Raw genomic sequence first — 18,759 nt, 5'->3', positions numbered from 1 at the left:
CTCGATGCTCGAACACCATGCGCACCGCGCGCTCGCGCACCTCGGGCGAAAACTTCACTGACTTCCTCATGGCTCCATCCTCTCAAAGATTGGAGCCTCCTCAAAATCCGGGGCGGTTCAGGTCGTTGGTACGGCTGTAAGTCATTTCCGCCAGACGGCGGCCGCCCTGTTCCAGATAAAAAGCCCCCCGCGAAGCGTTGTCCTCGTGGGCGATGGGCGGCAGGGCAGAAGCAGCGGTCATGGTGTCGACAGGCCAGAGGCCTTGGTGGGAGCCACAGAAGCAGCCAGTGTCGCCAGCCGACGGGCCGGTGTCAAAAACAGGGGCTTTGGCCGCATCGGATCTGACGCCGACGTGTGGGCGCCCACGCCGAGAGGCGGATAAGCCGGGAGCTTCAACGCGCCGGGGTTCTCAACGTCTGATTTCAGCGGACGCTGAAGGCGACCCGATGGAAAAAAATTTGAATATCAGCTGCGCCACAGCACTCACTCTGGGGTGCTCGGATCGCCATCTTCACCTGGCGCCTCAAGTGCCTGCCGCTCGAATTCCTCATCTGAAAGTTCTGGCGCATTCTGTACAGCGTTCCATTCTTCAAGAAACTCCTGCGTCGGCTCCTGGCCTTCGACAAGAACCTGTTCGATCGTCTGGCAAGGCGCATATGCTGGTTCACTCGCGTTTGCACCCATGCTCGCTGCAGCTTTAGGCGCGTCGGCCGTATGGCCCATCTTTCCCTCGAGGTACGAGGCAAAATCCCCGTCCTTTGGCATATCCTGGATCGTCATAGATATTCTTTCATGGAGAACCGCTGAAACCTAACGGTCGACTTTGAGAAATATGTTAGCGAGCGATTTCACCCTGCACTGCCCCGCGCCTTGAACCAAAAAACAGTACCCAAAAGAATTAGCAGTCCTGCGACAGATACCATAACAATAACCATACCGAGGTCGCCGAAGTTGGCGTAAGCCCAGTGATAAAGCCAAGACCATCGACCGGTGAAAGGGGGGCGACTTGGTGCCTTTATTTCCAGCGCAGCCAGGATGAGGGTGCAGCCCGCAATAATCCAGAGCGCCACCGCTTGATCACGTGGCTGCATTGGGCTTGGCAGGAAAGAGCGAGAAGACTTATTCATTTGTGCCAGCGTGCTAGCTCAAGGAGACGTAGCCGGCTTGCCGGCGGAGCGTCCCTCTGGAGCGGTGGGTTAGAAGGCGCTTTGGCGTGATACACGCTGAGTGCATACAGACCACTAAGGCCACATAGAAGAGAAAAAGTAGCGAAGACAAGGTTATTGAGTTGCCCATGGCGCTTTAGGACGAGAGAGAACCAACCGCCAACAAGAGCTACACCAGCTACTAGAACGACACCGCCAGCCAGCACCGAGCCAAGAGTCACGGCAGCGAACCCGCCCCAGAGAGCCCCAATGAATGCTAGGCCGAGGAATGCGACAGGCCTTGAGATAGGCGGGGAAGGAACCGAAGCGAAGAGTGGAATGCCGGAAAGCCAGCGGCCTTGCCAAATAAGACCGAAGCCAATGCCACCGAGCACGACAGAAAACCCCAGCAATGGCCCAAAGAAATGGCCAAGCGGGAAGCCAACGGCCATTGCAACGGCAAAGGACAGTAGGAACCGCCATGCAATTAGAGCACCAGCAATTGAGAGGACGAATTCCATGTACCTTCTAACGTCTAAGCTCAGGGGCGCGAAGCCGGCTTGCCGGCGAAGCGGCCCTCTGGAGCGGCGGGTTAGCGCAAAAAAGCTTCCACTATGGCAGCCCATGGAGCCAACCCGACAACAAGTTGAAGACCGACGGAAATCTTGCGCTGCCAAGGCTCACGCATGATGTGTTCAAACGCTGTTAGGCGGGGCGATGGCATGTCCTTCAGAAACCAAACAAAGCCGACCAAAGGTAAGCCAAGAAGGAGCACGACATGAACGCCACCAAGATTGCTGCCGGGTGCAGAAATAACCAGCCACATTGCAAGCAGGCAGCCCACCACAATATTCAGCTTCCCGAACGCGAGCAAAACGCGGCCATCAGGCTGTGCCGCCACTACCTCGCGGACATAGCGAGAAACCGGCCAGTGTGAAACATCTTCAAAAGGTTCGGACATAGGCGCTAACTAATGAAAGGGACTTCCCCGTCCCGGGTGATCCGCGCATTTGCGGGGTACGGCATCAAAGTGCCACGATGGGAAGTGCGAACTCTCATCAACTCACTCGTTTGTTGGAAGGGGAAATCCATGGCAATCGTATCCGTTGGCATCGATCTGGCAAAGAACGTCTTTGCCGTTCACGGCGTGGATGAATCGGGCAAGCCCGCGCTGGTGCGCCCCAATGTCCCTCGCGGCAAGCTGCTCGAACTCATCGCCTCGCTGCCGCCCTGCCTCATCGGTATGGAGGCCTGCTCCGGCGCCCACCACCGCGTGCAGCCAGCGTTGATGAGTCAGGGTTGGACCTGCGCGGGGCGTGACCGTTGAACTCAAGGAGTCCAGGGCCGGCGGCAACGCTGACCATCCTCGGCTAACGAATGGGTCCCCCGCGCGCGTCTTTCATCAGGGTCCGTTGCCATCCAAGCAGCATCGATGACCGTTTGTAGTTTCGCTGTCCGCATCCCTTGCTCGACGAGCAACCAGGGCTGGGCGCTGAAGTTGGAAATCGAACACTGTCAGGACACATTCCGTGATCCATCGCTTGGCGATGCATCACGGCTGGATCGGTGTTTGACTTTCGGGGGGGAGCCCTTGTAGTCTTATTTCAGCGGACGCCGAAGGCGGCCCGCTGGAAAAAACTTTTAGTCATTTCATTTGATGACCAAACCATGATGATTTTCAAGATGCTGCAGTATCTTATCAAGGGCAGTCATTACATCGAGTTGGTTTGCGCCAAACGCATAATATCCACTACGGAGAGCCTCATCAGAGATTTTGTCTGGAACCCAGTGATCTCGAATTTTCTGTTTTTCTTGATCACTTAGTCGAACCATAAGTGGATAACGAAAAGCACGGCCATCGGCTTCTCTGACCCCACCCGGCCCATAGTTTTGAATGCTTGCGTTGTAGCACTCATTGCCCAGAATGCTTTCCAATTGGACAAGAGCCTTTCTACGCGCCTTTGGTAATTTATCAACCACACGCTCTCCTTTGGCTGACGCCTGAGTTAAGCTGTGCCGCGAAGCGGCATCGGCTTGAATGAATTGTTAGGCCTGTTTTTCGACTTTAGTCAGAAGCTCAGGCTTGAATGACTCCTTGGAAAGCGTCTTTCCGTCAAACCAAGTGCATGCAACAACCGGTACTACGCCGCCATGCGGAAATTTTTTCTCATGGAGCCCAGAAACTGTCATATCAGGTCCACCACTATTGAGCCTCACTACATCACCAATTTGAAATTTCATGCTGCTCTCCTTTTCATGAGGCCAGTGAAAAGCCTAACTAGATTTAGACGACAGCCATCCTACGCCAACCAGTCAGCCAAAGCAAGCTTCCTCCTTGCCTTCTCATTTGTCACCAAGGAAAAATGACTGGACATCGTTTTTAGGCAAACCTAAAATTTTCCGGATGAACACTGCTGCCAAGGCACCCCTCCTGCCGGTCGTTCAACCTCAGGCGCAGCCTCCCCGGCTGCTGGAGCGGCTGCGCGCCGATTTGCGCACGCGGCATTACAGCATTCGCACCGAAGAAGCTTATGTGGACTGGGTACGCCGATTCATTCTGTTTCACCACAAACGCCACCCGGCCGATATGGGTGCGCTGGAAGTCAGCGCGTTTCTGACCCATCTGGCGGTGGATCGGCAGGTTTCCGCCTCCACGCAGAATCAAGCGAAGTCGGCCCTTCTGTATTTGTACAAATCGGTATTGCAGGTGGAATTGCCCTGGCTGGACGAAGTGGTCCAGGCCAAGGCGCCGCGCCGCTTCAGTGGGTGTTTCCTTCGCCGGTGCGCTCGGTCGATCAGCGCCCGGACGCCCGCACGGGCCAGCCCATGGAACGCCGGCACCATGTGTACCCTGAATCGGTGCAGCGTGCCGTGCGCGAGGCGGCCCGCGTGGCGGGCATTGCCAAGCCAGTGACGCCGCACGTGCTGCGCCACTCGTTCGCCACGCACCTGCTGCAGGCGGGTTACGACATTCGCTCCGTGCAGGAACTGCTGGGCCATGCCGATGTGAACACCACCATGATTGACACCCACGTGCTCAACAAGAGCGGGCGGGGGGTTCTCAGCCCACTGGACGCGATCTGAGCCGCCAGCCCCACGCGGGATAATCCCCGCTTCCTTTGAAGCCCCCGCACCGGACACCCTCATGAGCTTTGCCCCCCTGCAGAACGACACCTTTTTGCGCGCCTGCCTGCGCCAGTCCACCGAGCACACGCCGGTGTGGCTGATGCGCCAGGCCGGGCGCTATCTGCCCGAGTACTGCGCCACGCGCGCCCAGGCGGGGTCGTTCATGGGGCTGGCGACGAACGTGGATTACGCGACCGAGGTGACACTGCAGCCGCTGGAGCGCTACGCGCTGGACGCGGCCATTCTGTTCAGCGACATCCTGACCGTGCCCGACGCGATGGGCCTGGGCCTGTCGTTCCAGCAGGGCGAGGGGCCGAAGTTCGCGCGCAATGTGCGCACCGAAGCCGACGTGGCCACGCTGGCCGTGCCGGACCTGGAGAAACTGCGCTACGTGTTCGACGCGGTCACCAGCATCCGCAAGGCGCTTGATGGCCGGGTGCCGCTGATCGGCTTTTCGGGCAGCCCCTGGACGCTGGCCTGCTACATGGTCGAAGGCGGCGGGTCGGACGACTACCGCGCGGTCAAGAGCCTGATGTACAGCCGCCCGGACCTGATGCACCGCATTCTGGCGATCAACGCCGACGCGGTGGCCGCCTACCTGAACGCGCAGATCGATGCCGGCGCGCAGGCGGTGATGGTGTTCGACAGCTGGGGCGGCGTGCTGGCCGACGGCAAGTTCCAGGAATTCAGCCTGGCCTACACCAAGCGCGTGCTGGCGCAACTGAAGCGCACCGACGCCGCAGGCGCCACCATTCCGCGCATCGTCTTCACCAAGGGCGGCGGCCTGTGGCTGGCCGACATGAAGGGGCTGGACTGCGAGGCTCTGGGGCTGGACTGGACGGTGAACCTGGCCCAGGCCCGCGCGCTGGTGGGCGACAGCAAGGCCCTGCAGGGCAACATCGACCCGAACGTGCTGTTCGCGCCGCCCGAAGCCATCGACCGCGAAGTGGCCGCCGTGCTGGAAAGCTTTGGTGCGCCGCACCAGGGCGCGGGCACCGGGCCGACGCACATCTTCAACCTGGGGCACGGCATCAGCCAGTTCACGCCGCCCGACCACGTGAAGGTGCTGGTGGACGCGGTGCATGCGCATTCGCGCCGCTTGCGCGCTGCCTGAAACGGGTGCCTGCCACCCCGGAAAGGGGGCGGCAGACCTACCACAACGGTGCTGGCCGCACCGGTTTGGGTGCCCGGGCGATGCCGCCAATAGCACAAAAATGGCGCAAAAACGGGCTTGACAAGCTTTACTTATGCACAAAATTTTTGTTGCGGCGCGCCATGGTCTTCATGCGGAAAAGTTTCTGCACCGCGCCGACACAATATCCGTAAGTCCTTGATTCATATAGACAACATCCGCTGCTTTTTTTCTGGGCAATTTAAGCAAGCCCTTGATTTTCAAGGCCTCGGAGCGCACTTTCAGGATCTATCAACAAAGTTATCCACAGAAGTTCTGGACAGTTGTGGAAGATGTGTCAAATCAATGACTTGCGCCGTGTTTCGCCAGATTGCCTGAAAAAGACCGACTAACTCATGACCCACTGGCCCAGCATCGTCGTTGCCACCCCCGCGCACAGCGGAGTGGGTGCGCTGCTGAGTTACCGAAGTGAGTCTGCGCTCGCGCCGGGCACCTTGGTGCGTGTGCCGCTGGGTGCGCGCGAGGTGCTGGGCATCGTTTGGGCCGACGAAACAGCGCCGCCCGAAGGGCTGGCGCCGGAGCAGGCGCGCAACGTTGCTGCGGTGCTCGATGGACTGGCGCCCCTGAACGCGCGCTGGCGCCAACTGGTGCAATTTGCCGCACGCTACTACCAGCGCAGCCTGGGCGAAGTGGCGCTGGCCGCCTTGCCGCCCACCCTGCGTGATCTGGACAACACCCAGCTGGCGCGGCGGCTCAAGCGCCAGGCCAAGGCCGCTGCGATCGGTACGGCCCCCGCATCCGCCGCCGACACCGCCCCGCCCCCCAGCGACGAGCAGGCGGCCGCGCTCGCGGCGCTGGCCGGCGCCGACCGCCCGGCGCTGTTGTTCGGCGCCACCGGCAGCGGCAAGACCGAGGTCTACCTGCGCGCCACCGAACGCGCCCTGGCCGCCGACCCGGCGGCCCAGGTGCTGGTGATGGTGCCCGAGATCAACCTCACGCCCCAGCTGGAAGCGCGTTTTCGCGCCCGCTTCGAGCCGCGCCACGGCGAAGGCGTGGTGGTGGCCATGCACAGTGGCATGACGCCGCCGCAGCGCCTGGCGGCCTGGCTGGCCGCGCACAGCGGCAGCGCGCGCATCGTGCTCGGCACCCGGCTGGCCGTGTTCGCCAGCCTGCCGGGGCTGCGGCTGATCGTGGTCGACGAAGAACACGACCCCAGCTACAAAAGCCAGGACGGCGCCCGCTATTCGGCGCGCGATCTGGCCGTCTACCGCGCCAAGCTGGAAAGCGAAGCCCTGGCCACGGCGGCCCCGGATGCGGGGGCGGGCCCGGCTTCGGCCCCCGCCGGCGCGGCGGGCTGCCAGGTGGTTCTGGGTTCGGCCACGCCGTCGCTGGAAAGCTGGCACGCCGCCGAGCAGGGCCGCTACCTGCGGCTGGCCATGCCCGCGCGCATCGGCGGCGGCGCGCTGCCGCGCCTGCGCCTGGTCGACATGAACCACCAGCCCAAGGGCGCCACGCTGGCGCCCCCACTGCTGGCCGCCATGCAGGAGCGCATCGCACGCGGCGAGCAGTGCCTGGTGCTGCTCAACCGCCGCGGCTACGCGCCCGTGCTGGCCTGCGATGCCTGCGCCTGGAAAAGCCAGTGCCCGCACTGCAGCGCTTTCCGGGTGTTCCACAAGCTCGACCGCACGCTGCGCTGCCACCACTGCGGCTTCACCAGCCGCGTGCCGCGCGCCTGCCCGGACTGCGGCAACCTCGACATCGCGCCCATCGGGCGCGGCACCGAGCAGATCGAAGAACAGCTTGCGGGCCTGCTGGTCGACGCGCGCCGCCCCGACGGCGGCCCGGCCCGCGTGGCGCGCATGGACGCCGACACCACGCGCCTCAAAGGCAGCCTGGAAGCGCAACTGGCCGCGCTGCACAGCGGCGAGGTGGACGTGCTGGTGGGCACGCAGATGATCGCCAAGGGGCACGACTTCCGGCGCATCACCCTGGTGGCCAGCCTGAACGCCGACGCCGCGCTCTTCGCCAGCGACTACCGCGCGCCCGAGCGCCTGTTTGCGCTGCTCATGCAGGCGGGCGGGCGCGCCGGGCGCGACGCGCGGCACAGCGGCGTGAGCGAAATGTGGGTGCAGACCTGGCACCCCGAACACCCGCTGTTCGCCGCGCTCAAGACCCACGACTACCCGGCCTTCGCGGCCGAGCAACTGGCCGAACGCGAAATGGCCGGCATGCCGCCGCACGGCTACCAGGCGCTGCTGCGCGCCGACGCGCGCACCCAGGCCGCGGCGCAGGCTTTCCTGAACGGCGCCGCCCAGCAGGCCGCCGGCCTGCCGCACCGCGACGACGTGACGCTCTACCCCGCCGTGCCCCTGACCATCCAGCGCGTGGCCAATGTGGAGCGTGCCCAGTTGCTGGTGGAAGCCGCGTCGCGCGCGGCCCTGCAGCGTTTTCTGAGCGCGTGGCAACCGGTGCTGCTGGCCTGCCGCACCCTGCCCGAGGCCCGCGGGCTGGTCCGCTTCGCGGTGGACGTGGACCCGCTGGCAATCTAGGCCCCGGAGCCGCCCCGTTGCGGAGCGGGACGCGGGTGGGCTGTTGCCAACGCGCAAACACAACGCCGACGCGTACGCGCAACGAACGAACGAGGCGAACGCGAGCATCCACCCCGTACGCGTGCTTGTTCCCGACGCGGGTGCACGCTTGTTCCGGCGTGCATTTCCGGGTTGCATGCACGCTTGTTCCCGTCATGCCCGCGCAGGCGGGCATCCAGGCGTTGGCACAAGAGCAGGCCGTCCAGGCACTGGATCCCCGCCTGCGCGGGCATGACGGCTGTGCTGCCTGCTGTGGGCCTGGGGGTGCGACTGCTGGATGCCCGCCTGCGCGGGCATGACGGGGTAACCTGTATGGGCATGATGGGGGAACCATGCATGGGCGTGACTGCATAGCCCGCGCAGGCATGACTGGATACCCTGCGCGGGCACGGCGGGGTCGCCAGGCACGGGTACGACAGAGAATGTGGCCGCAAGCCCTGCCGCAAGGCGGCAGACCGGGAGCCCATGGCTCTGCGGCCGACACGGCGCCGAGCGTGTCACGCCAGATTCACAATCGCCCGCCACAATCCCCACCGTGCGCGACGCCTGATTCAGAACAGGCCGCACACTGGCCACCTTCGGGTGGCCTTTTCATTCCAGGGAACACGCCCGATCTGGCGCCGCCCGCAAAAAGCCCCCGGAACCTGGCGGTGCCGGGGGCGAAGGCAGGAAACCTGCCTGATCAATCGCGGTGCGCCGGGGCGCTGGTTTACTTCAGGTCGAAGCGGTCCAGGTTCATGACCTTGGTCCAGGCGGCCACGAAGTCCTTGACGAACTTGGCGCCGTTGTCGTTCTGGGCATAGACCTCGGCGATGGCGCGCAGCTGCGAGTTGGAGCCGAAGGCCAGGTCGACGCGGGAGGCGGTCCACTTCACGGCGCCGGTCTTCCTGTCGCGGCCTTCGTAGGCGTTGTCGCCGGTCGGCTTCCAGGCGGTGGTCATGTCGACCAGGTTGACGAAGAAGTCGTTGGTCAACTGGCCCGGGCGCTGGGTGAACACGCCCGCCTTCGAGCCCCCGTGGTTGGCGCCGAGCACGCGCAGGCCACCGACCAGCACCGTCATTTCGGGCGCACTCAGGGTGAGCAGTTGCGCCTTGTCCAACAGCATTTCTTCGGGCGAAACGCTGAAGGCCTTTTTACGGTAGTTGCGGAAGCCGTCGGCCTGCGGTTCGAGCACGGCGAAGGATTCGGCATCGGTCTGCTCGGCCGTGGCGTCGGTGCGGCCCGGAGCGAAGGGCACTTCCACCGCGTGGCCGGCTGCCTTGGCCGCCGCTTCCACCCCGGCGTTGCCGGCGAGCACGATCAGGTCGGCCAGCGACACCTTCTTGGCGCCGGCGTTGAAGGTGCTCTGGATGCCTTCCAGCACGGCCAGCACTTTGGCCAGTTGCGCAGGCTGGTTGGCTTCCCAGTCCTTCTGCGGCGCCAGGCGGATGCGGGCCCCGTTGGCGCCGCCGCGCTTGTCGCTGCCACGGAAGGTGGACGCGGACGCCCAGGCGGTGGCCACGAGTTCAGCCACCGACAGACCGCTGGCGAGGATGCGCGCCTTCAGCGCCTGCGCGTCGGCGGCGTCGATCAGCGGGTGGCTGGCGGCCGGCACCGGGTCTTGCCAGATCAGGTCTTCGGCCGGCACTTCGGGGCCGAGGTACAGGCTCTTGGGGCCCATGTCGCGGTGGGTCAGCTTGAACCAGGCGCGGGCGTAGGCGTCGGCGAACTCGTCCGGGTTTGCCGCGAAGTGGCGCGAGATCTTTTCGTAGGCCGGGTCGAACTTGAGCGACAGGTCGGCCGTGGTCATCATCGGGCGGTGCTTCTTGCTGGGGTCGTGGGCGTCGGGGATCAGGTCCTCGTCGGCCACGTCCTTGGCCAGCCACTGGTGGGCGCCGGCCGGGCTCTTGACGAGTTCCCAGTCGTACTTGAACAGCACCTTGAAGTAGCCCATGTCCCAGGTGGTGGGGTTGGGTTTCCAGGCGCCTTCGATGCCGCTGGTGGTGGTGTCGCCCGCCTTGCCGCTGCCAAGCTGGTTGATCCAGCCCAGGCCCATGGCCTCGATCGGTGCGGCTTCGGGTTCGGGGCCCACCAGCTTGGGATCGCCAGCGCCGTGGGCCTTGCCGAAGGTGTGGCCGCCGGCCACCAGGGCCACGGTTTCGTAGTCATTCATGGCCATGCGGGCGAAGGTTTCGCGCACGTCGCGGCCGCTGGCCACGGGGTCGGGCTTGCCGTCCGGGCCTTCGGGGTTCACGTAGATCAGGCCCATCTGCACCGCAGCCAGGGGGTTTTCCAGGTCGCGGTCACCGCTGTAGCGGCTGTTGGCCTTGTCGCTGGTGGCCAGCCATTCGGCTTCGGCGCCCCAGTAGATGTCTTCTTCCGGCGCCCAGATGTCTTCACGGCCGCCGCCGAAACCGAAGGTCTTGAAGCCCATGGTTTCCATGGCCACGTTGCCGGCCAGGATGAACAGGTCGGCCCAGGAGATGGCGTTGCCGTACTTTTGCTTGATGGGCCAGAGCAGGCGGCGGGCCTTGTCGAGGTTGCCGTTGTCGGGCCAGGAGTTCAGCGGTGCGAAGCGCTGGTTGCCGGTGCTGGCGCCGCCGCGGCCGTCGGCCGTGCGGTAGGTGCCGGCGCTGTGCCAGGCCATGCGGATGAACAGGCCGCCGTAGTGGCCCCAGTCGGCCGGCCACCAGTCCTGGCTGTCGGTCATGAGCGCGGCCAGGTCTTTCTTGAGCGCGGCGAAGTCCAGCTTCTGGAAGGCTTCGGCGTAGCTGAAGTCCGGGTCCATCGGGTTCGACACCGGCTGGTGCTGGTGCAGGATGGACAGGTTGAGCTGGTTGGGCCACCAGTCGGCGTTGGACTGGGTACCGTGGGTGGCACGCGCGCCGCCGGCGGCGTGAAACGGGCATTGGGCTTCGGCTTGGGGGTTGCTCATCGTGATCTCCTGGATGAAAAAAGGGGCGACCGACTCAGAAGGCTGCGGCCAGGGCCGCCAGGGTTTCCAGCCAGTCGGGCAAGACATTGCCGGGGGAATCTGTCGGCTTCATGGCGGCTCTCCTGTGGGTGAGGTCCTGACTTTAGAAGTTCCCTATGGTTTCGTCGATTCAATTGAATCAATCAATCCAATAGGCACCCACAATGCGGCGGCGCAGCACGTTCGCCAGCCCCCGGACACCCGGCGACGGGCTTAAGGAACTTGTAGCAAGATCGGCCGGTTTCTGCCGACGGCAGCGCCGCCCAGCGTCGCCCCGCGCACAAAAAACCCCGGCCCAACTGTTTCCGGATCCGCCCATGACCCTGCCGACCCGCCACGCCTGCCCCTGGCTGACCACGCTGTGGGCGCTGACGCCGGGTCTCGTGGCGGCCCAGGCAGCGGCGCCCCAGGTTTTGCCCCAGACGCTGCCGGAAGTCGTGGTCAGCGCCAGCCGGCAGGCGCAACAGGCGTTCGACGCGCCGGCGTCGATCCAGGCCGTCGGGCAGGCCGAGATCGAGGCCGCCGGGCCGCGCGTGAACCTGTCGGAATCGCTGGTGCGCATCCCGGGCGTGGCCGCACTGAACCGGCAGAACTACGCGCAGGACCTGCAACTGTCGATCCGCGGCGCGGGCGCACGCTCGCCCTTCGGCATTCGCGGCGTGCGGCTGATCGTCGACGGCATTCCCGCCAGCATGCCCGACGGGCAGGGGCAGGTCGCCACCGTGAGCCTGCCGTCGGCCGAGCGCATCGAGGTGCTGCGCGGCCCGCTGGCCCTGCTGTATGGCAACGCGGCGGGCGGCGTGGTGCAGGTGTTCACCGCCGATGGCCCGGCGCGGCCCGAACTGCGCGCCACCGTCGACACCGGCAGCGTGGACCTGCGACGCCTCGGGCTGCAGGCGGCCGGGCAGACCGGTGCGCTCAACTACCGCCTGGACCTGAGCGACTTCCACACCGACGGCCTGCGCCCGCACAGCGCCGCCGAGCGCCAGCAGCTCAACGCCCGGTTGCGCTGGCAAGCCGGTGAACAGACCCGCCTGACGCTGGTGGCCAACACGTTCCGCCAGCCCTCGTCGGACGACCCGCTGGGCCTGACGCGCGCGCAGATGGCGGCCCAGCCGCGCCAGACCGACCCGCGCGCCGCCGAGTTCCAGACCGGCAAATCGGTGCGGCAGAACCAGCTGGGGCTGGTGATGGACCACCGCCTCGATGCCGCGAGCACGGTTTCGGCCTGGGTCTACGGCGGTCAGCGCACGCTCGACAACCGGCTGGCCATTCCGCTGGCCGCGCAACAACTGCCCAGCGCGGCCGGTGGCGTGGTGCGGCTGGACCGCGACTACCAGGGCCTGGGTCTGCGCGCCAGCCGGCGCCTGCCGGTCGGCGATGGCCAGGTGCTGGCCACGGTCGGCATCGACCACGACACCATGGACGAACACCGGCAAGGCTTCCTGAACCTGCAGGGCACCACCGGCGCGCTCAAGCGCGACGAAAACGGGCGCGCACGCAGCACCGGCGTGCACGCCCAGGCCGACTGGTCGATCAGCGAGGCCTGGAGCGCCGTCGCCGGCCTGCGTGCGCACCGCGTGCGCTTCGGCGTCGACGACCACTACATCCGCCCCGGCAACCCCGACGACAGTGGCCGCGTCGGCTACAGCGCCACCCACCCGGTCGTGGGCCTGACCCGCCACCTGAACGCCGACACCAACCTGTACGTGAACGCCGGCCGCGGCTTCGAAACCCCCACGCTGACCGAGATTGCCTACACACCGGCCGCCAGCGGCCCCAACCTGGCGCTGCGTCCGGCCCGCAGCACCCACCTCGAAGCCGGCCTGAAGATGCGGCTGGGCGCCGATCAGCGCCTGGACCTGGCACTGTTCCGCATTCACACCCGCGACGAAATCGTGGTCGCTGCCAGCAGCGGTGGCCGCACGCTGTACACCAACGCCGGGCGCACGCGCCGCCAGGGGCTGGAACTGGCACACAGCGCGCAGTGGGGCCCCGCGTGGCGCACGCACGTGGCCCTGTCGACGCTGAGCGCCCGCTTCACCGACAGTTTTGCCAGCAGCGGTGGCAACCTGGTCGCGGCGGGCCGCCGCGTCCCCGGCGCGCTGGACCGCCTGCTGTTCACCGAACTGGCGTGGCAGCCGCGGCAGTGGCCGGGGTTCAGCGCCGCGCTGGAACTGGTGCACCAGGGCCGCATGGCGGTGGACGACCTCAACACCGACCGCACCGACCCGGCCACCCTGCTGCACCTGCGCCTGGGCTGGACACAGCGCCTGGGCGCCTGGCAGTTGCGCCAGACGCTGCGCATCGACAACCTGAGCGACCGTCGCTATGTGGGCTCGGTCATCGTCAACGACAGCAACCGCCGCTTCTTCGAGCCCGGCCCCGGGCGCCAGTGGAGCCTGGGCCTGAGCGCCGGCCACAGCTTCTGATCGGGCCTCAGGTCAGCCAGGCCACCGCGGCGGAAAAGCTCAGGAAGGCCGCCGCCGTCGACACCAGGATGATGCGCGCGATGCGCCCGTTGTCGGCGCCCATGCGCTCGGCCAGCAGCGACACGTTGCTGGCACTGGGCAGGGCCGCCGTCAGCACCATCACCGTGAGCGCAAACCGGTCCAGCGGCACGCCCAGCGCGATGGCCGCGGAACCGACCCCCAACACCAGCAGCGGGTGCAGCACCAGTTTCATGAGCGCCACGGGCAGGTAGTCCGACACCGGCATCGGGTGGTTGGCCTGGATCTGCGAGCGCGCCAGCACCGCCCCGATGGTGAACAGCGCCACCGGCGACGCCGCGTCGGCCAGCAGCCAGACCGTTTTTTCCACCGGGCCGGGCAGTTGCCATTGCAGCGCCGACGCCAGCGCGCCCAGACCGATGGCCCAGGGCATGGGGTTGGTGGCCACGCCACGCAGCGCCTTGCGCGCGGCCACCACCATGGCCTGGCCGCCATGGCCTTCGCCCTCGTCCAGCCGCGACAGCGCCAGGCACAGCGAACTGGTGACCACCATGTCCACCAGGATCAGCACGATCACCGGGCCCGCGGCGGCCTGCCCGAGCAGGGCCACCAGCAGCGGCACGCCCATGAACCCCGAATTGGGAAACGCCGCCACCAGCGCACCGAAGGCCGCGTCGTTCCAGCGGATGCGGGCGTTCTTGGTCAGCACGATGGCCAGCGCCACCATCACCAGCGCGCACAGCAGGTAGACCCCGACCACCGACAGATCGAGCAGTTGCGTGATCGGCGTGGTCGAGCCAAAGCGGTACAGCATGCAAGGCAGGGCAAAGAACAGCACGAAGGCGTTCAGGCCCGGGATCGCCTCCAGCGGCAGCAGACGCCGCCGCGCCGCCAGAAAACCGGCGAGCACCAGCGCGAAAAAGGGGAAGGTGACGAGGAGGATTGGCAGCACGGTGCGCGATTGTCTCAGTTGGCCGACCGGCAGGCGGGGCCGGGCCCGAAACCGGCCACCGGCAGGGCCTGCGGGTGGCCGTTATCATTCGCCGCTTCGTCCATTCCTGCCATGTCTGCCGGTCTCAACCTCGCCCAGCTCGATGCCGTGAACCACCTGGCTGGCCCCAGCCTGGTGCTGGCCGGCGCCGGATCGGGCAAGACCCGCGTGATCACACACAAGATCGCGCGCCTGATCCAGGCCGGCCTGGCGGCCGACCGCATCGCGGCCATCACCTTCACCAACAAGGCCGCCGCCGAAATGCGCGAACGCGCGGGCCAACTGGTGGGGCGCGATGCGCGCAAGGTGCTGATCTGCACCTTCCACGCGCTGGGCGTGCGCCTGCTGCGCGAAGACGGGCAGGTGCTGGGGCTGAAGCCGCAGTTCTCCATCCTCGATACCGACGACATCACCAGCCTGCTCAAGGACTGTGGCGGCACCACCGACGCCAACACCGCGCGCGCCTGGCAATGGACCATCAGCGCCTGGAAGGGCGCCGGCATGAGCGCCGCCGACGCGATCCGGCAGGCCAAGGACGAAAGCGAACGCCAGACCGCCGCCATCATGGCGCGCTATGAAGAGCGCCTGACGGCCTACCAGAGCGTCGATTTCGACGACCTGATCCGCCTGCCGCTCAAGCTGCTGGGCGAACACGCCGAAGTGCGCGAGAAGTGGCAGAAAAAGCTCGGCCACGTGCTGGTCGACGAATACCAGGACACCAACGCCACCCAGTACGAGCTGCTCAAGCTGCTGGTGGGCGAACGCGCGCGCTTCACCGCCGTGGGCGACGACGACCAGTCCATCTACGGCTGGCGCGGCGCCACGCTGGACAACCTCAAGAAGCTGCCGATCGACTTTCCGCAGCTGCGCGTGATCAAGCTGGAGCAGAACTACCGCTCCACCAGCGCCATCCTGCGCGCGGCCAACAACGTCATCGGCCCCAACCCCAAGCTGTTCCCCAAGACGCTGTGGAGCGACCTGGGCGAAGGCGAGCCGGTGCGTGTGGTCGCAGCCGACAACGAAGAGCACGAGGCCGAGCGCGCCGTGGCGCGCCTGCAGAGCCTGCGCGCCAGCAGCCCGCACAAGGAATGGCGCGACTTCGCCATCCTCTACCGCGCCAACCACATGGCGCGCAGCTTCGAACAGGCGCTGCGCCGCGCGCAGATCCCCTACAAGGTGTCGGGCGGCCAGAGCTTCTTCGACAAGGCCGAAATCCGCGACCTGTGCGCCTGGCTGCGCCTGCTGGTCAACAACAACGACGATCCGGCCTTCCTGCGCTCGGCCACCACGCCCAAACGCGGCATCGGCCACACCACACTGGGGCAGTTGGGCACCTTTGCCACGCAGTACAAGCTCAGCCTTTTCGAGGCGCTGTTCTCGCATTCGCTGCCGAGCGCGGTGAACGCGCGCGCGATCACCACGCTGCACGAGTTCGGCCGCGCGGTGAACGACCTGGAGTACCGCGCCCGCCACACGGTCGGCCACGAAGCCGCGCGCGCCTTCCTCACGGAATGGCTCAAGGACATCGGCTACGAACAGCACCTCTACGACAGCGAAGACAACGAAAAGATCGCCGCCGCGCGCTGGACCAACGTGCTGGACTTCTGCGACTGGGTCGCCGGGCGCTGCGGCGGCCAGATCGCCGACGAGGCCGGCGCCCAGGTCGAAACCGAGCGCAAGAGCCTGCTCGAAGTGGTGCAGACCATCGCACTGATCTCCACGCTGAGCGAGCGCGAGCAGGACCAGAACGTGGTCACCCTCTCGACCCTGCACGCCTCCAAGGGCCTGGAATGGCCACACGTGGTGCTGGTGGGCGTGAACGAAGGCCTGCTGCCCTTCAAGACCGACGACGCAGACAGCGACCTCAGCGCCGAGCTGCTGGCGCAGCGCGTGCAGGAGGAACGGCGCCTGATGTATGTGGGCATCACGCGCGCCCAGCGCACGCTGGCGGTGAGCTGGCTCAAGCGCCGCAAGAAGGGCCGCGAAAGCGTGCCCGGAACGCCCAGCCGCTTCATCCAGGAAATGGCGCTGGACCAGGCCACCGTGAAGGAGGACCCGCGCGAAAAGCTGCGCGCGCTGCGCGCCGAATTCGCCCAGCGCGCCACCGCCGCCCCCCCCAACCCCGCATGAACCGCCCGCCCGCCCGCACCGCCTTGAGCGCCCCGCGCCTCGCCAGCCTGCTGCTGGCCACGCTGTTCACGGTCGCCACCCCACCGCTGCAGGCCCAGCCTGCGGCAACGGACACGCCCGCCTGCACGCAGGATCTGCCGCCCGCCCGCCTCTACGGTTTCTGGGAACTGCACCTGTGGCCGGCCGACGGCAGCCCCGACCAGCCCGTGTCGACCGGCGCCGTGCTGTTCGAGCCGCACCCCGAATACCCCGGCAGCGTGCGGGGCAGCCTGAGCCGCAGCGCACCGGGCAACGACCGCAAGGCTTTCGTGTCCGGCGACGTCGAGGACGGTGAGTTCAACCTCGATGAATCGGCCGATGGCGTGACCATGGATGCGGTCTGGGTGGGCGCACCGCGCGACTGTGGGCGCGAGCTCGCCGGCGACCGCCTGCCCGCCGAAGGTCGCGCCGCCAGCGAGCCGGTGCTTCGCTTTTTGTTGCGCCGACGCCCCGGCTGGTAAGCGCGGCCAGCGCGCGGCACCTGCTGCCGCGCCCAACCCGCCGGTCGCCTGCCCTGGCGGGCTCCCTACCAGCTCTGACCGAAGACCCCGATAGCCTTAAGGCTATTTAAGCCATAGCTCCTGCCTATCGGCTTCCGGGCAAGGCATTGATCCGGGTCAACTGCGCCCCGCATCGCGACCCGCACCATGGGCCCGTCAACCGCCCCGTCTGCAGAAACTCACGCCGCCACGCGGGCACCGACGCACCAGAAGTCAATGCCAACAGAAAGTGAGTAACCCATGAGAACCTCGATCCGCTGGACCCTCTGCGCCTTGGCCGCAGCGACCGCCTGCGCCACCGGCACCGCCTTCGCCCAGAAGCGCACCGACGAACCGGTCCAGACCATCCCGGCCATCCGCAACCTCGACCCCGCCATGGTGGAACTGGGCAAGAAGCTGTTCTTCGACCCCCGCCTGTCCAAGTCCGGCTTCATCTCGTGCAACTCGTGCCACAACCTGAGCATGGGCGGCTCGGACAACCTCAAGACCTCCATCGGCCACAACTGGCAGCAAGGCCCGATCAACTCGCCCACCGTGCTCAACTCCAGCCTCAACCTGGCGCAGTTCTGGGACGGCCGCGCGGCCGACCTGAAGGCGCAGGCCGGTGGCCCGATCGCCAACCCCGGCGAAATGGCGTTCACCCACGAGCTGGCCATCGACACGCTCAAGTCCATTCCGGGCTACGTGAACGAGTTCAAGCAGGTCTTCAAGCACGACAAGCTGAGCATCGACGAAGTCACCACCGCCATCGCCGCGTTCGAAGAGACCTTGGTCACCCCCAACTCGCGCTTCGACCGCTGGCTGGATGGTGACAACAAAGCGCTGTCCAAGGACGAGCTCGCCGGCTACACCCTGTTCAAGGAAAGCGGCTGCGTGGCCTGCCACAACGGCCCCAACCTCGGCGGCAATTCCTTCCAGAAGATGGGCCTGGTGCAGCCGTACAAGACCGCCAGCACCGCCCAGGGCCGGGTCGAAGTCACCGGCAAGGACGCCGACCGCCTGAACTTCAAGGTGCCGACGTTGCGCAACGTGGAACTGACGTATCCGTACTTCCACGACGGCGAAGCCCCGACCCTGACCATGGCGGTCGACCTGATGGGGCGCCTGCAGTTGGGGCGTGAATTCACCCCGGATGAAAACGCCAAGATCGTCGCCTTCCTCAAGACCCTGACCGGCCAGCAGCCGCAGATCGGCATGCCGATCCTGCCGCCCTCGACCGACAAGACCCCGAAGCCGCGGCCGTTCGACTGAAGCCCTGGCAGCTGCATGCGTCACGCATACAGCATGTCACGTCCCACAAACAACCGGCCTTCGGGCCGGTTGTTTGTGGGGCACCACGTTGCAGAACAACGCACAAAGAAAAAGCCCCGAGGCCTGAACTTCGGGGCTTTGACTACCGGCAGATGCCGGGCTTTGACTTGGTGGCCTGGGGCGGAATCGAACCACCGACACGCGGATTTTCAATCTTCCCAAAACCCGCTTTATTTCAAGGAGTTAGCATCCCTTGGCTTCTACAACAGCCCCGCCAAGGAACCTGTCGCGCCACTCTTAGCGCCGGCCTCTTTGTAGAAACATCCCCCTCTTTGAACCGCCCCGGATTTTGAGGAGGCTCCAATCTTTGAGAGGATGGAGCCATGAGGAAGTCAGTGAAGTTTTCGCCCGAGGTGCGCGAGCGCGCGGTGCGCATGGTGTTCGAGCATCGAGG

The 18,759-nt window shown here is 65.9% G+C and carries 15 protein-coding genes and 2 pseudogenes; 9 read left to right on the top strand and 8 right to left on the bottom strand.

What is annotated here, in order from left to right:
• Positions 1-100: 100 nt before the first annotated feature.
• The 4 genes from L0977_RS24700 to L0977_RS24685 form a co-directional block, all read right to left on the bottom strand.
• A complete protein-coding gene (locus tag L0977_RS24700; protein ID WP_234267573.1) occupies positions 101-241 on the bottom strand; it encodes a hypothetical protein in 141 nt (46 codons plus the stop codon).
• A gap of 242 nt (positions 242-483) precedes the next feature.
• Entirely contained in the window at positions 484-780 is a 297-nt protein-coding gene (locus tag L0977_RS24695; RefSeq protein ID WP_234267572.1) for a hypothetical protein, read from the bottom strand.
• Positions 781-848: 68 nt separating this feature from the next.
• Positions 849-1,127, bottom strand: a complete 279-nt coding sequence (locus L0977_RS24690; RefSeq protein ID WP_234267571.1) for a hypothetical protein — start codon at positions 1,125-1,127, stop codon at positions 849-851.
• A 610-nt stretch (positions 1,128-1,737) separates the two neighbouring features.
• A complete protein-coding gene (locus L0977_RS24685) occupies positions 1,738-2,106 on the bottom strand; it encodes a hypothetical protein (protein WP_234267570.1) in 369 nt (122 codons plus the stop codon).
• 129 nt (positions 2,107-2,235) lie between these two features.
• On the opposite strand from L0977_RS24685, the pseudogene L0977_RS24680 reads away from it, so the two are divergent.
• Positions 2,236-2,415 (top strand): annotated as a pseudogene (locus L0977_RS24680) (IS110 family transposase); the annotation flags it as partial.
• Between the two features lie 380 nt (positions 2,416-2,795).
• On the opposite strand, the gene L0977_RS24675 reads toward L0977_RS24680, so the two are convergent.
• Both L0977_RS24675 and L0977_RS24670 read right to left on the bottom strand, forming a co-directional pair.
• Positions 2,796-3,125, bottom strand: a complete 330-nt coding sequence (locus tag L0977_RS24675; protein WP_234267569.1) for a hypothetical protein — start codon at positions 3,123-3,125, stop codon at positions 2,796-2,798.
• 66 nt (positions 3,126-3,191) lie between these two features.
• On the bottom strand, positions 3,192-3,386 hold the full coding sequence (locus L0977_RS24670) for a YodC family protein (RefSeq protein ID WP_234267568.1): 195 nt from the start codon (positions 3,384-3,386) through the stop codon (positions 3,192-3,194).
• Positions 3,387-3,549: 163 nt separating this feature from the next.
• On the opposite strand from L0977_RS24670, the pseudogene L0977_RS25730 reads away from it, so the two are divergent.
• From L0977_RS25730 to priA, 4 genes and pseudogenes are all read left to right on the top strand, one after another.
• A pseudogene (locus L0977_RS25730) lies at positions 3,550-3,804 on the top strand (phage integrase N-terminal SAM-like domain-containing protein); the annotation flags it as partial.
• A gap of 107 nt (positions 3,805-3,911) precedes the next feature.
• Positions 3,912-4,229, top strand: coding sequence for a tyrosine-type recombinase/integrase (locus L0977_RS25725; RefSeq protein ID WP_442786670.1), 318 nt, complete (start codon positions 3,912-3,914; stop codon positions 4,227-4,229).
• A 61-nt stretch (positions 4,230-4,290) separates the two neighbouring features.
• Positions 4,291-5,385 carry a uroporphyrinogen decarboxylase gene (hemE, locus tag L0977_RS24655; RefSeq protein ID WP_234267566.1) on the top strand — a complete coding sequence of 365 codons (1,095 nt, stop codon included), beginning with the start codon at positions 4,291-4,293 and terminating at the stop codon, positions 5,383-5,385.
• 413 nt (positions 5,386-5,798) lie between these two features.
• Positions 5,799-7,952: a replication restart helicase PriA gene (gene priA, locus L0977_RS24650; protein WP_234267565.1), complete on the top strand. Its 2,154-nt coding sequence runs from the start codon at positions 5,799-5,801 to the stop codon at positions 7,950-7,952.
• Between the two features lie 748 nt (positions 7,953-8,700).
• On the opposite strand, the gene katG is transcribed toward priA, so the two are convergent.
• A complete protein-coding gene (gene katG / locus L0977_RS24645) occupies positions 8,701-10,905 on the bottom strand; it encodes a catalase/peroxidase HPI (RefSeq protein WP_234267564.1) in 2,205 nt (734 codons plus the stop codon).
• 356 nt (positions 10,906-11,261) lie between these two features.
• Here katG and L0977_RS24640 point away from each other — a divergent pair, with 356 nt between their 5' ends.
• Complete coding sequence (locus L0977_RS24640) at positions 11,262-13,376, top strand: TonB-dependent receptor family protein (RefSeq protein WP_234267563.1); 2,115 nt, start codon at positions 11,262-11,264, stop codon at positions 13,374-13,376.
• A gap of 7 nt (positions 13,377-13,383) precedes the next feature.
• On the opposite strand, the gene L0977_RS24635 is transcribed toward L0977_RS24640, so the two are convergent.
• Positions 13,384-14,346: an AEC family transporter gene (locus L0977_RS24635; RefSeq protein ID WP_234267562.1), complete on the bottom strand. Its 963-nt coding sequence runs from the start codon at positions 14,344-14,346 to the stop codon at positions 13,384-13,386.
• 111 nt (positions 14,347-14,457) lie between these two features.
• Here L0977_RS24635 and L0977_RS24630 point away from each other — a divergent pair, with 111 nt between their 5' ends.
• The 3 genes from L0977_RS24630 (at position 14,458) to L0977_RS24620 (ending at position 18,305) form a co-directional block, all read left to right on the top strand.
• Complete coding sequence (locus L0977_RS24630; RefSeq protein ID WP_234267561.1) at positions 14,458-16,515, top strand: ATP-dependent helicase; 2,058 nt, start codon at positions 14,458-14,460, stop codon at positions 16,513-16,515.
• Positions 16,512-17,015: a hypothetical protein gene (locus L0977_RS24625; protein WP_234267560.1), complete on the top strand. Its 504-nt coding sequence runs from the start codon at positions 16,512-16,514 to the stop codon at positions 17,013-17,015. Before L0977_RS24630 ends, L0977_RS24625 begins: the two co-directional genes overlap by 4 nt.
• Positions 17,016-17,294: 279 nt before the next feature.
• Positions 17,295-18,305 carry a cytochrome-c peroxidase gene (locus L0977_RS24620; RefSeq protein ID WP_234267559.1) on the top strand — a complete coding sequence of 337 codons (1,011 nt, stop codon included), beginning with the start codon at positions 17,295-17,297 and terminating at the stop codon, positions 18,303-18,305.
• The last annotated feature ends 454 nt before the right edge of the window (positions 18,306-18,759 follow it).

The sequence above is a fragment of the Hydrogenophaga sp. NFH-34 genome (assembly GCF_021401345.1).
Lineage (GTDB): Bacteria > Pseudomonadota > Gammaproteobacteria > Burkholderiales > Burkholderiaceae_C > Hydrogenophaga > Hydrogenophaga electricum.
Note: the sequence above shows the minus strand (reverse complement) of the source record. Positions and strands in the feature narration are given on the sequence as shown.